Source organism: Pseudomonas sp. WP18 (genome assembly GCF_036689585.1).
Lineage (GTDB): Bacteria > Pseudomonadota > Gammaproteobacteria > Pseudomonadales > Pseudomonadaceae > Aquipseudomonas > Aquipseudomonas chlororaphis_E.
The window spans coordinates 2,582,209-2,597,363 of record NZ_CP144758.1; the positions used below are offsets into that span (position 1 = coordinate 2,582,209).

Annotated in this window: 12 protein-coding genes; 8 read left to right on the forward strand and 4 right to left on the reverse strand. The window is 61.3% G+C overall.

Going from position 1 to position 15,155, the window contains the following annotated elements; genetic code table 11:
* Window positions 1–4: 4 nt before the first annotated feature.
* On the reverse strand, window positions 5–1,399 hold the full coding sequence (locus tag V5F23_RS11525; RefSeq protein WP_338498453.1) for a Y4yA family PLP-dependent enzyme: 1,395 nt from the start codon (window positions 1,397–1,399) through the stop codon (window positions 5–7).
* Window positions 1,400–2,009: 610 nt separating this feature from the next.
* Here V5F23_RS11525 and V5F23_RS11530 point away from each other — a divergent pair.
* The 4 genes from V5F23_RS11530 (at window position 2,010) to V5F23_RS11545 (ending at window position 6,270) form a co-directional block, all read left to right on the forward strand.
* Entirely contained in the window at window positions 2,010–2,900 is an 891-nt protein-coding gene (locus V5F23_RS11530) for a CoA ester lyase (RefSeq protein ID WP_042729718.1), read from the forward strand.
* A gap of 26 nt (window positions 2,901–2,926) precedes the next feature.
* The gene (locus V5F23_RS11535; RefSeq protein WP_212803682.1) at window positions 2,927–3,328 is read left to right on the forward strand and encodes a ParB N-terminal domain-containing protein; all 402 of its coding nucleotides are present in this window, start codon (window positions 2,927–2,929) and stop codon (window positions 3,326–3,328) included.
* Between the two features lie 122 nt (window positions 3,329–3,450).
* Window positions 3,451–5,673, forward strand: coding sequence for a TonB-dependent siderophore receptor (locus V5F23_RS11540; protein ID WP_338498456.1), 2,223 nt, complete (start codon window positions 3,451–3,453; stop codon window positions 5,671–5,673).
* Between the two features lie 231 nt (window positions 5,674–5,904).
* A complete protein-coding gene (locus V5F23_RS11545; protein ID WP_234408035.1) occupies window positions 5,905–6,270 on the forward strand; it encodes a fe2+ zn2+ uptake regulation protein in 366 nt (121 codons plus the stop codon).
* Between the two features lie 66 nt (window positions 6,271–6,336).
* On the opposite strand, the gene V5F23_RS11550 is transcribed toward V5F23_RS11545, so the two are convergent.
* The 3 genes from V5F23_RS11550 to ppk2 all read right to left on the reverse strand — a co-directional run bounded on the left by V5F23_RS11550 (window position 6,337) and on the right by ppk2 (window position 9,917).
* On the reverse strand, window positions 6,337–7,080 hold the full coding sequence (locus V5F23_RS11550) for an SDR family oxidoreductase (protein WP_042729722.1): 744 nt from the start codon (window positions 7,078–7,080) through the stop codon (window positions 6,337–6,339).
* 233 nt (window positions 7,081–7,313) lie between these two features.
* Window positions 7,314–8,933 carry an inorganic phosphate transporter gene (locus tag V5F23_RS11555; protein WP_042729723.1) on the reverse strand — a complete coding sequence of 540 codons (1,620 nt, stop codon included), beginning with the start codon at window positions 8,931–8,933 and terminating at the stop codon, window positions 7,314–7,316.
* A 69-nt stretch (window positions 8,934–9,002) separates the two neighbouring features.
* Window positions 9,003–9,917, reverse strand: coding sequence for a polyphosphate kinase 2 (ppk2, locus tag V5F23_RS11560; RefSeq protein WP_042729724.1), 915 nt, complete (start codon window positions 9,915–9,917; stop codon window positions 9,003–9,005).
* Window positions 9,918–10,174: 257 nt separating this feature from the next.
* Between ppk2 and V5F23_RS11565 the strand changes: the two genes are divergently transcribed.
* The 4 genes from V5F23_RS11565 to V5F23_RS11580 all read left to right on the forward strand — a co-directional run bounded on the left by V5F23_RS11565 (window position 10,175) and on the right by V5F23_RS11580 (window position 14,867).
* A complete protein-coding gene (locus tag V5F23_RS11565; protein WP_338498459.1) occupies window positions 10,175–11,110 on the forward strand; it encodes a Ppx/GppA family phosphatase in 936 nt (311 codons plus the stop codon).
* A 216-nt stretch (window positions 11,111–11,326) separates the two neighbouring features.
* Entirely contained in the window at window positions 11,327–12,424 is a 1,098-nt protein-coding gene (gene nspC, locus V5F23_RS11570) for a carboxynorspermidine decarboxylase (protein ID WP_042728662.1), read from the forward strand.
* A 25-nt stretch (window positions 12,425–12,449) separates the two neighbouring features.
* Complete coding sequence (locus V5F23_RS11575) at window positions 12,450–13,694, forward strand: saccharopine dehydrogenase family protein (RefSeq protein ID WP_042728661.1); 1,245 nt, start codon at window positions 12,450–12,452, stop codon at window positions 13,692–13,694.
* 219 nt (window positions 13,695–13,913) lie between these two features.
* A complete protein-coding gene (locus tag V5F23_RS11580; RefSeq protein WP_042728657.1) occupies window positions 13,914–14,867 on the forward strand; it encodes a LysR family transcriptional regulator in 954 nt (317 codons plus the stop codon).
* Window positions 14,868–15,155 lie beyond the last annotated feature (288 nt).

The window sequence follows — 15,155 nt, forward strand, 5'->3', positions numbered from 1 at the left end:
CTTTTTAGCAGTCAGGTAAAAATGTGTAGTGGCCTTGCGTACAACAAGTGGCGGTAATACGCCGGGGCAGGGGATGGCGATGGAATTCATTTTCCAGCAGGTCCATCTGATAACCGGCGGTGTTGGCGTAGATCAATAAGTCACCGGCCTGGGGTGAGGTTTCAAAGTTGATCAGGCGATAAGTAATGACGTCATCGTCCAGGCAACTATGTCCGGCGATATAGGCGTGTGTCGGGGTGTGCGGTGGCGCGCTTGCACTGATCAGGATCGGGTCCACCAGGTATTCGGATGAAAACCATGTTTCACAGGCACTGAAACTGCTGCCCTCGACGAAAATAACGGTTTTGTCATTGGCCAGTTTTTTACAGCGAGTCACCCGGAACACTGAAATGGCGGCCTGGTCGACCAAACTTCGGCCGGGTTCCAGGGCCAAGGTCATGTTTTGCGATTGCAGATAATGGGCAATCGTTTGGCCGGGTAAACAATCGGACTCCAGGAACAATGCCAACCATTGGCTGGCGGTGAGTTGACTGCCGTAGGGGTAAAAAGCCTCGGGCACTGTGTGGTTGTAATAATGGCTGGGGTTATTGTCGTTGCGCAGGAAACTGTCATAGCGCTGCGGGTCGACATATCGGATGGGCAGGCCTCCACCGATGTCGATCATGACGGGGGCCAGCCCCATTTCCCGGGCGGCGTCGACATACGCCACCACTTCGCCAAACGCCTGGACGCGCGATTCATGACCGTAGCCGCCGAGGTGGAAATGAAAACCTTCGAAGTGAAAATGCTGTCGTTCCTGCGCCAACTGTTGCAGGCACCCGAGCACATCGTCGGCGCCCATGCCAAAGCGGCTCGTCGGGCAGCTTTTTGGCCGGTAACGCAACAGGATTCTGGCTTTTCTTGACGCTGTTCTGGACGCCAGCAGCGTTGCCAGGTGGCCGATTTCTTCCCGTGAGTCCACACAGATGAGGGCGCCGACGTCCACCAGGGCTTGATGGAATACTGTCGTTTTCGCCGGTCCCGTTGCGCATAAATGCTGTCCTGGAATACCGGCCCGTAACGCGGCGTGCAACTCGTGAAGGCTCGAAACATCGACACCAATGCCCATCGCCGCTGCCGCCGCCAGCAGGCTCTGGGACTTGTTGGCCTTGGCGCCGTAAAACAGCGTGTGGGCGACGTTGTAGTGTTTCAGCACGCCCTGAAGCGCCGCCGCGTTGAGCTTGAATGCGTGGGGCCATACCAGGTTCAGCGGCGATCCATAGTGGTCGACCAGTGCTGAAAGTTTGCCTGGACAGTGCTGGATGAACTGCGCGATTAGCGGGTCGAGCAATGGCGCCAACAGGGTCGGTTGATGCACTTCAGTTACATTGTTAAATGTTGGCGTCATTACATTAGGCATAGTTAACCCCTGGCGTATAAATCAACACCCATCAAGTTTTCGATAACTTGGTGTTATCGAAGAATATGAATTTGCCGTTTTTCAGGCATGAACGATTTAAACGCCTGGCGGTGCGTGCCAAACGAAACCCGGCCTCACTATCGTGACGTCAGGTTTTATCAATACTTCACAAAGATATTGCATAGAAATCCATTCCATGAGGTTTTGCCTGGGCGTGAAGAGGCCGTTATCGAGTCTGCGGCTTATTCTCGAACAGGGTCATTAGCTGACATTCAAATGACATCACTGCACTGCACTTCCTTGGGGAGTACGAAAACTTCCTTTGTTGTGTGAGAGATATCTTCGATGGCGAGAACCATATTGCTAACGCGAACGATTATCAAGTAAGGTTTTCAAATATTTTGAATATTTACTCGTTGGCTGAACGTGTGCAAACGCTTGTTTGCTCACGTTTGCAGGTGCCCATCCGTACTTGGAAGAGCGCCTTAATACCTTGATCAACAAGGAATTAACCGACGTTGTAAGGGGCTGTTGCAGGACCGCGATGGCCCCGCCCGAAATCGATGAAATTTCGCTTGAACCACGACAGTTGCATGCCTAGGAGAGCTTTATGACCACTGAACGTCCCGGTACCACCCCCACGCTTCCCATCAGCTACCTGTTCGTCCCGGGGAACCGCCCCGAGCGTTTCGCCAAGGCCGTCGCGGCGGCTCCGGATGCGATCATCCTCGACCTCGAGGACGCGGTTCATCCCGACAGCAAAGCCGCGGCCCGCGCCGCGATCTGGGCCTGGCAGGAGAGTTCGCCCAACGTTTCCTGCCAGCGCTACATCCGCCTGAACAGCGTTGGCAGTGAGTTCTTCCGCCAGGACCTCAAGTGGCTCGAAGACATGCGCTACCCGCAGCGCTGCTCGGGAATCTTCCTGCCCAAGGCGCAGTATGGCGAGGGGTTATCCGAGGTGGTCGAGCGCTTGCTGGCGTGGAGGCCCGGGCTCAAGGTTGTCGCCATCATCGAGACCGCCAGGGGCTTGCATGAGGTCGAGTCGATCGCCGGCATCGCCGGGCTCTCGCGGCTGGCGTTCGGCTCCCTGGATTTTTCCCTGGACATCAACTGCAGCCAGGTGCCCGAGGCGTTTCTCTTCGCCCGCAATCGCATCGTGCTGGCGTCGCGAACCGCCGGCTTGCCGGCACCGGTCGACGGCGTGACCCCGGCGATCAGCGACCTGGCGGCGGTCAAGCACGAGGCGCACTACGCCAGGTCCCTGGGCTTTGGCGCCAAGCTCTGCATCCACCCCGGCCAGTTGCGTACGGTCCAGCAGGCCTTCCTGCCCGATGCCCACCAGTTGGCGTGGGCGGACCGGGTGATGCAGGCCGTGGCCAGTGGCAGCCATGCCGTGCAGGTGGACGGCGAGATGGTGGATCTGCCCCTCATCGAGCATGCGCAACGGCTGCTGGACGTGGCCAGTCTCTACGGGGAACCCGCCAAGGCGGATGCCTGCTGAACCGGCCATCAATCAGGGGAAATGCCATGGAACAGGGTTATCAGATTTCGCTCCGACCGTTGTGCGAGGTGCTGCAATCGGAGCACGTCGATCCGGCCAACGTGGAGTCGGTCCGGCAGTCGATCGTCCGGGCCGGCCATTGGCTGGAACCGATCATTGTCGAGCGCTCCCGAGGCATCGTGATGGACGGCAACCACCGGCTGAACGCGGCGCTGCAGTTGGGGTTGAAGCGAGTGCCGTGCATCCAGCTCGACTATGCCGATCCTCGGGTGCGCGTGCGCCACTGGCAGACCGGTCAGGCGTTCGAGGTGGCGCGGATTTTCACCACCATCGAGCGCGGCGAACTGTTCCCGTACAAGACTACGCGGCACGCGTTCGACCCGGCCCTGCCGGTCATCGCGATCCCGCTGGAGCGCCTGTATGGGTAGGCGGCTCGCCAGGGCGGGCAGGGTGCGGAAAAAAATAACGCCCGTGGGGTGATACTTTTCCGCAGGTCGGCTGGCAATAGGAGTGATTACCATTTTCTCTTGCTGAAAAGGATCCTTACGTCATGTCTGTTGCACGTCGACCTTGCGGTGAATCCGCGCTTTCATTCGCGATTCGTTGCGCCACGCTGGGCATTGTTCTGGTCGCAGGGAGCGCCAACAGCTGGGCTGCAACCTCCACGTCGCCGGCCAGTGCCGACGCGAACGCCGACGCTTCGGCGCCGGCGGATACCCAGGGCCTGACCCTCGATGAGATCAACATCACCGGTGCCTACAACGGCGCGACCGCGCTGCCGCCGGCGCTCGCGGGCGGGCAGGTGGCCCGTGGGGCGCGTCTGGGCATGATGGGCAACAAGGACGTGATGGACACCCCCTTCAACGTGACCAGCTACACCGCCAAGACGTTGGCCGATCTGCAGACCGTGACCGTGGCCGACGCCTTGCAGAGGGATCCCTCGGTGCGCTCGACGGGGCAGACGGGCGGCATCGTCGATTCGTTCTTCATCCGTGGCTTTCCGATCGGCGAGGGCAACATCGGCGAGCTGGCCTACGACGGCGTCTACGGCGTGGCACCCAACTATCGGGTGTTTACCGAGTACGCCGAACGGGTTGAAGTCCTCAAGGGGCCGGGCGCCCTGATGTACGGGATTTCACCGAACAGTGGCATCGGCGGGGTGATCAATATCGTCCCCAAGCGCCCGCTGGACGAAGACCTAACGCGCTTGACCACCACCTACGAATCCGATTCCCAGGTAGGCGGTCATCTTGATCTCAGTCGCCGCTTCGGTTCCGAGAACCAGTTTGGCGTGCGCTTCAATGGCAGCCTGCGGGGCGGCGATACTGTCGTGGACGATCAGGAGCGTGAGCTGAACATCGGCGCCATTGCCCTCGATTACCGAGGCGAGCGGTTGCGCTTGAACCTCGATTTCATCAGCCAGAAAGAAAGCTTCGAAGGTGCCTCGCGGCCCTTCACGATCGCACCGGGCGTGGAGGTGCCGTCCGCGCCCAACGGCCGGACCAACCTGCCGCAGAAGTGGGGCTGGTCGGACACCCGTGAACAGTCGGCCCTGCTGGGCGGCGAGTATGACCTGAACGATTCGCTCACTGTGTTCGCTCATGCCGGCGGTGGCCGCTCGGACGTCGATCGGATGTCCGACCAGGTGCCCAGGATCCTCAACAGTGCCGGGGATACCAGCAACGTGCCGGGGCACTATAAGTTCAACGTCGATCGTTCGACCGCCGACGTCGGCTTGCGCGGCGTGTTCGCCACCGGCCCCGTCACCCACACCACCACGGTGATGGCGACCACCTATCAGGATGAATTGTCCCGGGGGATCACCAACGGTACGGCGATTACCTCGAACATCTACCACCCCGTGGATGCCCCCAAGCAGTACCTGCGTTCGCCCAAGGTCCAACGGGTGTCCGAATCGGAGCTGTCCGGCGTCGCCGTGACCGACACGCTGTCGGTGCTCGACGACCGGTTGCAACTGACCCTGGGCCTGCGCCGGCAAAACGTGGAGTCGCGCAATTACAGCAACGGCGCGGTCAGCTCCCGCTATGACGACAGCGCGACCAACCCGATGGTGGGCGTGGTGGTCAAGCCCTGGGACGACGTGTCCTTCTACTACAACTATGTCGAGGGCCTGAGCAAAGGCGATACCGCGCCGAGTGGGGCAAGCAACAGCGGCATGACGTTCGCCCCCTACGAGTCCAAGCAGCACGAGCTCGGCGTCAAGTATGAGCATGGCACCTTCATGACCACCCTGGCGTTGTTCCAGATCGAGAAGCCGGGTGGCGAGCTGGGCGCGGATGGCGTGTTCTCGGTGCAGGCCGAGCAACGCAACCGCGGTGTCGAGCTGAGCATGTTCGGCGAAGTTGCCCCCGGCACCCGGCTGATGGGCGGCGTGACGCTGCTCGATGGCGAGTTGACGGAGTCGGCCACCGCCGCCAACCGGGGCAACAAACCCGTAGGCGTGCCGGACGTCCAGGCCAACCTCTGGGCCGAATGGGACACCCCATGGGTGCAAGGCTTTACCCTCACCGGCGGGGCGATCTATACCGACAAGCAGTACGTCAACCAGGCCAACACCCAGTCGCTGGATGCCTGGACCCGCTTCGATGCAGGAGCCCGCTACGCCACCAAAATCGAAGGCCGGCCGACGACGTTCCGGGCCACGGTGCAAAACGTGTTCGATCGCGAGTACTGGTCGGGCGTCGCCTCGTATGGTGCGTTTTCCGCCGGTTCGCCACGCACGTTGCAGTTGTCGGCCACGGTCGATTTCTAGACTGTGTACGAAATAGTTTGAAACGCAGGTTAGGCAAGGCAAAAACCGGCGAGGAAGCGCAGTTGACTGGTTGTCAATGAGCATTCCGAGCCGGTTTTTAACGCCGCATAACCAAGTTTCAGGCTATTTCGTACATAGCCTAGACGCACAACAACGGGTGGCCGCCGTACCGGGCCACCCCCGTTCGATCACCCTCTGAAAAGGACTTTTCATATGCAAGGCAATCCAGGCATGACGCCCTCCAATGCGCGCGCGCCATTGCGCCCGGCGGCAGAGCCGCAGGCCCACGATCCCGACCGGTGCGCCAACGAACCGATTCGCGACCTGCTGCGTTGTTATGGACTGCGCACCAGCCTGATCCGCTTCAAGGTGATCAACGCGTTGCTGGCGGCCGCCCAGGACGGCCGCACGATGGGCGTGCGCGGCGTGCATGCTTATTTGGCGAAAACGTCTGCCGACCTGTCGTTCGTCAGTGTGCGCGAAGTGCTCAGGCGACTTTGCGAAGAGGGACTCATCCTGTTCCAGGCAGACAAGACCTACTGCTTCACCGCCGAGGCTTGGGCGATGCTCGAACAGCACCTCGATGACGGACGGTGACCCGCAAGGGCAAGGATTCAAAAAAGGGGGTAGGTGCGCGGCAGTTGCGAACCGCGCACCGGACGATCAACGCAAGGTGTAGCCGTTGTCCACGATCCAGTCCTGGCCATACACGCCGCGTGCACCCCGGCTCAACTGGAAGAGAATGACGTCGGCCACGGCTTGCGGCTCAAGAAACTGGCCCGTCAATAACCGCTGGTTGACCGTGTTGGCCACGGAGCCCAAGGCCTGTTCATCAAGGCCCAGGGTGCCCCAGATCGGCGTGGCGGTTGGCCCCGGTGAGACCATGTTGAGGCGCACGCCGTGGGGCGCCAGTTCTACCGCCAGGGTGCGCATCTGCGCGCGCAATGCGGCCTTGGAGGCAATGTACGCGGCCAACCCGGCAAAGGTGGCCTGTTCCAGGAAGGTCCCGATGAAGACCACCGATGCCTCAGGGGCCAGATGCTCGCGCAGGCTGCTCAAGGTGTTGAGCGCGCCCGCGCCATTGACTGCCCATTGACGGTCGAAGGCCGCCAGGTCCAGGCCATCGGCCAGTTGTGCGATGCCGGCGTTGGGCACCAGGCAATCCACCTGGCCCAGGGTGCCGACCCGTTGCGCCAGCCTGGCCTGGTCCGCGACCTGCGTGACGTCGCCAGGCAACCAGGACAGCATGTCGCCGAAGCGCTCGACCAGTTCGCCGAGGCCGCCGATCTGGCGCGACATCGCCACCACCTTCGAACCGCTTTCCAGCAGGCGCCGGGTGACGGCCAGGCCGATGCCCGAACTGGCACCGGTGACTACGCTGAGGTTGGGCTTGAATTCATTGCGCATGGGGCTTCTTCCTAGGTTCGCCAAAAGGGGCGAGTGACCTGATCAGAAACCGTGCCAATCGGTAACACTATATAAATCAATGACTTGAAACTGATCGTGTCAATTTGACTCGCGCTGGCCAGGGTCAAAACAACCTTCACGTTGGTCGTTATGACTCGTATGGCGTGCCCTATCCTGCTGCTGCGCAGATCGTCGCTCAAGGTCCCATCCGTGGGGCCTTGGCGCTAAAGGCATCAGAACAGCCGGGTGAACAACCAGTACAGGCTCCCGGACAACAGGATCGCGGCAGGCAGCGTCAGGACCCAGGCCATTACCAGGTTGCGGATCGTGCGCATTTGCAAGCCGGCCCCGTTGGCCACCATGGTCCCGGCCACGCCCGACGACAGGACGTGGGTGGTGGACACCGGCAGGCCGAACATGTCGGCGGCGCCGATGGTCAGCATCGCGACGGTTTCGGCCGAGGCGCCCTGGGCGTAGGTCAGGTGGCTCTTGCCGATTTTTTCACCCACCGTCACCACAATGCGTTTCCAGCCGACCATGGTGCCCAGGCCGAGGGCGATGGCCACGGCGATCTTCACCCACAGCGGGATGAAGCGTGTGGAATTGTCGATCTGCTGCTTGAACAGTTGCAGCTTGGCGCTGGTGTCGGCGTCGAAGTGGCCGACCTTGTTCTTGTCCATCAGACGGATGGTTTCGCTGGTCAGGTACATGTCGTTGCGCACGTTGCCCACGGCCTCGGCTGGCACCCTGGCCAGCGAGCCGTAGCCCTTGACCTCGGCGCCGATACTGCCGGTCAGGGCAGCGAGGGCCGGAACCAGTTGCGGCGTCGCCTCCTTGGTGCCGACGTAGGTGGTCAGGATCGCGCGTGGATCTGCCGGTGCCGGCAGCGGCGAGTTCTTCACCAGGGCCTGTTGAGTGACTTCGGCCACGGCGGCGAATTGCAGCGCCTGGTCGGCGGGCATGGCGCGGTTCAGCGCGTAAGCCATGGGCAGGGTGCCGACCAGGATCAACATGATCAGGCCCATGCCTTTCTGCCCGTCGTTGGAACCGTGGGCGAAGGACACGCCAGTGCAGGTCAGGATCAGCATGCCGCGAATCCACCACGGCGGCGGCGTGTTGCCTTCGGGTGCCTTGTACAGCGCGCGATTCTTGACGAAGGCGCGCAGCGCCAGGAGCAGCAACGCGGCGCAGCCGAAACCCACCAGTGGCGACAGCAGCAACGCGTAGCCGATCTTGGTGGCCTGGGCCCAGTCCACGCCGCTGGTGCCGTCGCGGCCATGCATCAGCGCGTTGGCGACCCCGACACCAATGATCGAGCCAATCAGGGTGTGGGACGAGGAGGCCGGCAAGCCCAGCCACCAAGTGCCCAGGTTCCACAGGATGGCGGCGATCAACAGGGCGAAGATCATGGCGAAACCGGCGGAAGAGCCGACCTGCAGGATCAGTTCCACCGGCAGCAGCGCAATGATGCCGAAGGCCACCGCGCCGCTGGACAGCAGCACCCCGAGGAAGTTGAAGAAGCCCGACCAGGCCACGGCGAAATTCGGTGCCATGGAGTTGGTGTAGATGACCGTGGCGACGGCATTGGCGGTGTCATGGAAGCCGTTGACGAACTCGAAGCCCAGGGCGATCAGCAGGGCTACGCCCAACAGCAGAAATGGCGTCCAGGTGGTCACCACCGTGCCCAGTTCGTTCATGTCGTGCATCAGGCTGTAGGCGGTGAACAGCAGCCCGCTGCCCAGCACGGCGAAAAACACCACCAGGGTGATCACGCTCGGCTTGCGGTTGAGTTGCGGTCTTGAGCTGTGGGCGACTGAACTCGGTGAGTCCATGGCCAGGGTCGGGTTCGTCATGATGAAATCCGCTTCTAATAATAAGCTGTTGAGGGAAGGCTCGAGGTCGGGTGCCCGATCAGGTCCGGATCAATAGACCTGCGGCACGATGAGCTCCGGTGGCGTCGGGCTGCGGGTGTAATCTTCCTGTCGCACCCGTTGTGGCAACTCGATTGCCGGCACTTCCACCTCTTCGTAGGGCATCTGCCCCAGCAGGTGATGAATGCAATTGAGTCGGGCCTTTTTCTTGTCGTCGGCTTGCACCACCCACCACGGGGCCTCGGCGATGTGGGTGCGTTCGAGCATGATTTCCTTGGCCTTGGTATAGGCTTCCCAGCGCCGGCGGGACTCCAGGTCCATGGGGCTGAGCTTCCATTGCTTGAGCGGGTCGTGGAGGCGACTGAGAAAACGCAGGTGCTGTTCCTGGTCGGAAATCGAGAACCAGTACTTGATCAGCTGGATGCCCGAGCGGGCGAGCATCCGCTCGAATTCCGGCACGGTCCGAAAGAACTCTTCGTACTGGTCGGCGGTGCAGAACCCCATGACCTGCTCGACCCCGGCGCGGTTGTACCAACTGCGGTCGAACAGCACGATTTCGCCTGCTGCCGGCAGATGGGAGACGTAGCGCTGGAAGTACCATTGCGTCCGTTCACGGTCGTTGGGCGCGGGCAGGGCGGCGACCCGGCAGACCCGTGGGTTGAGTCGCTGGGTGATGCGCTTGATGACGCCACCCTTGCCGGCGGCATCGCGGCCTTCGAACAGGATCACCACCTTGTGCCCGGTCTTGACCACCCAGCTCTGCAGCTTCACCAGTTCGCCTTGCAAGCGAAACAGCTCGCTGAAGTAACGCCGGCGACTGTCCTTTTCGCTGCCCGGCGGCGTGTGCTCGTCGAAGAAGGTGTCCATGTCATGCCCGTCTTCGGATAACTCCAGTTCCAGCTCTTCGTCGGTGTGATCGAGCAGCTCGCGGTGGATGCGCTGGATCAAGATGTCCTGGCTAAGCATGGGGGGGAACTCGCGTCGTGGAGAGGCGAATTCGACGCTAGTCGCAATTTGTTACATGTGCGTGACGGTCATCTGCGCTTCACGCGATCGCCATGGGCTAAACCGTTTATCTACGCTCGATGCCCGCACGTTCCACTGGAGATCGAAGAACACGCCGCGCTGTCATCCAGGTGTCATCGACCCTGTGGCAAGCTTTTTGGCAAACCCGCACCGGGTGATCCGACCCGTTGGCAGATGAATGTGCAAGGAACACCGCGATGAAAGGCGACGCCCCCCTGTTTGCGGCCATTGACCTGGGTTCCAACGCGTTTCGCTTGATGATTGGCCAGACGGTCAAGCGCAACCGGCGCCTGGTGATCCAGGAAGTGAAGACCCTGCGTGAACCGGTCCGCCTGGCCGAAGGCTTGCAGGCCGGGGCGCTGGATGAGTTGGCACTGGATCGGGGATGGCAGGCGCTGGCACGGTTTGGCAAGAAACTGCGAGGTTTTGAAGCCGGCCGGGTGCGGGCGGTGGCGACCAGCGCGGTGCGTGAAGCGGCTAACGCTCAACTGTTCCTAGATAGCGCCCAGCGCCACCTGGGCTTTCGGATCGACGTGCTGTCGGGGCAGGAAGAAGCCCGTCTCGTCTACGCCGGGGTCGCTCATACGGTGCCGGGTGTCGAGGACACGCGGCTGGTGGTGGACATCGGCGGCGGCTCATCCGAGCTGATCCTGGGGCGGGGCGACCAGCCACTGTTGACCGAGAGCCTTGCCATAGGCAGCGGTACCTTTGGCACGCGCTATTTCCGTGACGGACACATCACGGCCCCGGCGTTGCTGGAGGCCGAGCGCGTGGCCAGCCTGGCCTTTGAAAAAGTCGCGATGGGTTTTCGTGCCCAGGGTTGGCAACTGGCGATCGGTTCGTCCGGCACGGCGCGGATGCTGGCCAAGGTGCTCAAGGCCAATGGCCTGAACGACCTGGGACAAAGCGGCATCACTTACACCGGGTTGTTGCGCCTGTCGTTGCGCCTGCTGGAAGTCCGGCATGTCGAACAACTACGCCTGGCCGGCCTGCAAGCCCATCGCCTGGGCAGCTTGCCCGGCGGCCTGGCGATCATGCTGGCGGCCTTCAAGGCTTTCGGGATCACCCAGATGATCGCTTCCGAACCGGGTTTGCGCTTTGGCGTTCTCCATGACCTGATCCACAAGCGCTGATCCGGCGCTGTCACGCCCGTCTTCCCATACTGGCAGCGGCTCTATCCAGAGCGCTCGCCACCGTTGTTCCATCCAACCGCGAATGCACTGGGCTGTCGCCAGCGACGGCCTGGGCCCGAGTGATTGCGCGAACGGGGCTTTTCGCTCTTTCGATATGCATTCAGTGAAGGCACAATGCGCATCCTTTTTTGGCTCGCCTTGCCGGAGGCCGCGAAAATGATCAAGACGCCGTACTACCTCATCGACAAACAAAAGCTGCTGGCGAACATGCAGAAGATCGCCTACGTGCGCGAGCAGTCCGGGGCCAAGGCCTTGCTGGCACTCAAGTGCTTCGCCACCTGGTCGGTGTTCGACCTGATGCAGCAGTACATGGACGGCACCACGTCGTCGTCGCTCTACGAGCTCAAGCTCGGCCGCCAGAAGTTCGCGGGCGAGACCCACGCCTACAGCGTTGCCTGGGCCGACGACGAAATCGAAGAGATGCTCGCCAACTGCGACAAGATCATCTTCAACTCCATCGGCCAGTTGCAGCGCTACACCCAAGCCTCGGCCGGCAAGGTCCGTGGCCTGCGGGTCAATCCGCAAGTGAGCAGCTCGGACTACCTGCTGGCCGATCCGGCGCGACCGTTCAGCCGCCTGGGCGAATGGGATCCGGAGAAGATCGAGCAGGTCATCGAGCAGATCTCTGGCTTCATGTTCCACAACAACTGCGAGAACGGCGATTTCGGTCTATTCGACCAGATGCTCGGCACTATCGAGGAACGCTTCGGTCATCTGCTGCATAAGGTCGAGTGGGTCAGCCTCGGCGGCGGCATCCATTTCACCGGCGAGGGCTATGCCCTTGATGCCTTCTGCGCGCGGCTCAAAGCCTTCTCGCAGAAGTATGGCGTGCAGGTCTACCTGGAGCCGGGCGAAGCGGCGATCACCCAGAGCGCTTCTTTGGAAGTCACCGTGCTCGACACACTCTACAACGGCAAGCACCTGGCTGTGGTGGACAGCTCCATCGAGGCGCACATGCTCGACCTGCTGATCTATCGCCTGAACGCCAAGCTGGCACCGAGCGAGGGCGAACACACCTACATGGTGTGCGGCAAGTCCTGCCTGGCCGGAGACATCTTCGGCGAGTATCAATTCGATCGTCCGCTGTCCATCGGCGATCGGCTGTCGTTCATCGACGCAGCGGGCTACACCATGGTCAAGAAGAACTGGTTCAACGGCCTGAAAATGCCGTCCATCGTAGTGAAACAACTCGACGGTAGTGTCGAGCTGGTTCGCGAATTTGTTTACGACGACTACCTGTCCAGCCTCTCTTGAGCGGACAGAAGGAGACTTGAAGAAATTGAAGAAGAACGTACTTATCATTGGTGCAGGAGGTGTCGCCAAGGTGGTGGCCCACAAGTGCGCGCAGCACAACGACGAACTCGGTCGTATTGCTATCGCGTCGCGCAACATCTCCAAATGCCAGGCCATCATCGACAGCGTCAAGGCCAAGGGTAGCCTCAAGCAACCCGCCGACATCAAGGCCTTTGCACTGAACGCCCTGGACGTCGAAGCGACCAAGGCGCTGATTCGCGAAACCGAGTCGCAGATCGTGATCAACGTCGGCTCCGCTTTTCTCAACATGTCGGTGCTGCGTGCCTGCATCGATACCGGCGTGGCCTATCTGGACACCGCCATCCACGAAGAACCGGGCAAGGTCTGCGAGACGCCGCCCTGGTATGGCAACTACGAGTGGAAGCATCTGCAAGAGTGCCAAGAGAAGAACATCACCGCCATTCTCGGCGTCGGCTTCGACCCGGGTGTGGTCAATGCCTATGCGGCCCTGGCGCAACAACAGTATTTCGACCGCATTGATTCGATCGACATCCTCGACGTCAATGCCGGCTCCCACGGCAAATATTTCGCCACCAATTTCGATCCGGAAATCAATTTCCGTGAGTTCACCGGACAGGTGTGGAGCTGGCAGGACAGCCAGTGGACCAGCAACACCATGTTCGAGGTCAAGCGCACCGACGACCTGCCGGTCGTAGGCTCGCAGAACCTGTACCTGACCGGCCACGACGAAGTGCACTCGCTGTCGAAGAACCTCGACGTGCCCAACGTGCGCTTCTGGATGAGCTTCGGCGAACACTACATCAACGTGTTCACGGTACTGCGTAACCTGGGCCTGCTCTCCGAGCAACCGGTCAAGACCGCCGAGGGCCTGGAAGTGGTGCCGCTGAAAGTGGTCAAGGCCGTGCTGCCTGACCCGAGTTCGCTGGCGCCTGGCTACACCGGCAAGACCTGCATCGGCGACCTGGTCAAGGGCGTCAAGGACGGCCAGCCACGCGAAGTGTTCATCTATAACGTGGCCGACCACGAAGATGCCTTCGCGGAAACCGACAGCCAGGGCATCTCCTACACCGCCGGCGTGCCACCCGTGGCTGCCGCGCTGCTGGTCGCCCGTGGCCAGTGGGACGTGCAGCGCATGGTCAACGTCGAGGAGTTGCCGGCCGAGGCGTTCCTCGAAGCGTTGGACGTGATGGGCCTGCCGACGCGCATCAAGGATGAGCAGGGAGACCGTCCCTGGAACCAACAGGCCTGAACGGCTTGGGTAACCGGTAGGTAGCGTTTCGCGTTCCAGAAAAAATGCCCCGTGTCGCAAGATGCGGGGCATTTTTCGTTTTGCAGGGTCGGCGAGGGGTCGCGGTCATTCTGGCTCCTGGCCGCCAAACTCGGATACTCTCTCAGGCGCCGGGGGAATGAGCCCGGCGCCAAACATGCGTTTTCCCGCCAGCCGCCACAGGACATCCAGCGCTCACGTATGGTCAAGCACATCGATCCCGATCTGACGTTGCTGAAAATGCCGTCGCTCAAGGCCGTCAAGTCATTCGTGGCGGCCGCCAAATACCAAAGCTTCACTCGGGCGGCGGAGGCATTGTGCGTCACCCAGGCGGCCATCAGCCGACAGATCCGCGAGCTTGAGGCCTACCTTGAGGTCGATCTGTTCAAAAGGGTGGGGCGGGCGGTCGAGCTGACGGAAGCCGGGGTGATTTTCTTCGACGCGGCGCAGATGTCGTTCGTCAATATCTCCCAGGCGGCCGAGCGCATTCGTACCCACAATGCCGGCAAACGCGTCCTGACACTGTGCTGTTCCCCGGCGTTTTCCGCACTATGGCTGTCGGCGAGGCTGCCGACGTTTTTCAGCCAGAACCCGGACATCGACCTGAACCTGATCACCACGCAGAACTTCCTGTCCATGGAGCCCGGCATTCGCCCGGACATCTTCATTACCAAGATGGCCAAGATCCAGGATGGCTACCAGTGCTACCCACTGTTCCATGACGTGATCTATCCGGTCTGCACGCCCCAGTACAAGGCCGCGCACCCCGAGCTTTCAAGCCTGGAGGGGTTGCGCGACGGCGTCCTGCTGAACCTGAGCCCCTATGGGCGCTCTCAGGTCGCGGAGCACGTGGACTGGGGTGTCTGGCTGGCCTTCAACGACATCGACATCAACGACCGCCCGTTCGACAGCCCTCATGTGCTCAATGCCAATGACTACAACCTCATCATCACCATGGTGCTGACACACCAGGGGGTGGCGCTGGGGTGGAATCATCTGGTGGAGAAGTTGGTGGAGGACGGCACGTTGATTCGTCCGGTGAGTGAGGAGGTGGTGCTCAGGGAGAGTTTGCATTATCTGACCTTTCGCCAGGATCGGCAGAATGATGAGGCGTGTTGTCGGCTGCGCGATTGGATGCTTGCGCAGTTGGCTTGAGTCTCCCTGTGGCGTGGCGCTCGCGGCCATATCTCAATCCCCTGTGGGAGCGGGCTTGCTGGTGCATGCAAAGGCTTCGTACACCCCAAATCCCTTGTGGGAGCGGGCTTGCCCGCGAAAGCGGTGTGTCTGTCATGAAAATGTTGGATGTGCCGCCGTCTTCGCGAGCAAGCCCGCTCCCACAGGTCTTGCTGGTGCATGCAAAGGCGGCATACACCCCAAAATCTCGTGTGGGGTCAGGGCACACCCAAACCCGCATTTTGCCCCCTTTTTTCCAAGCTCAACCCC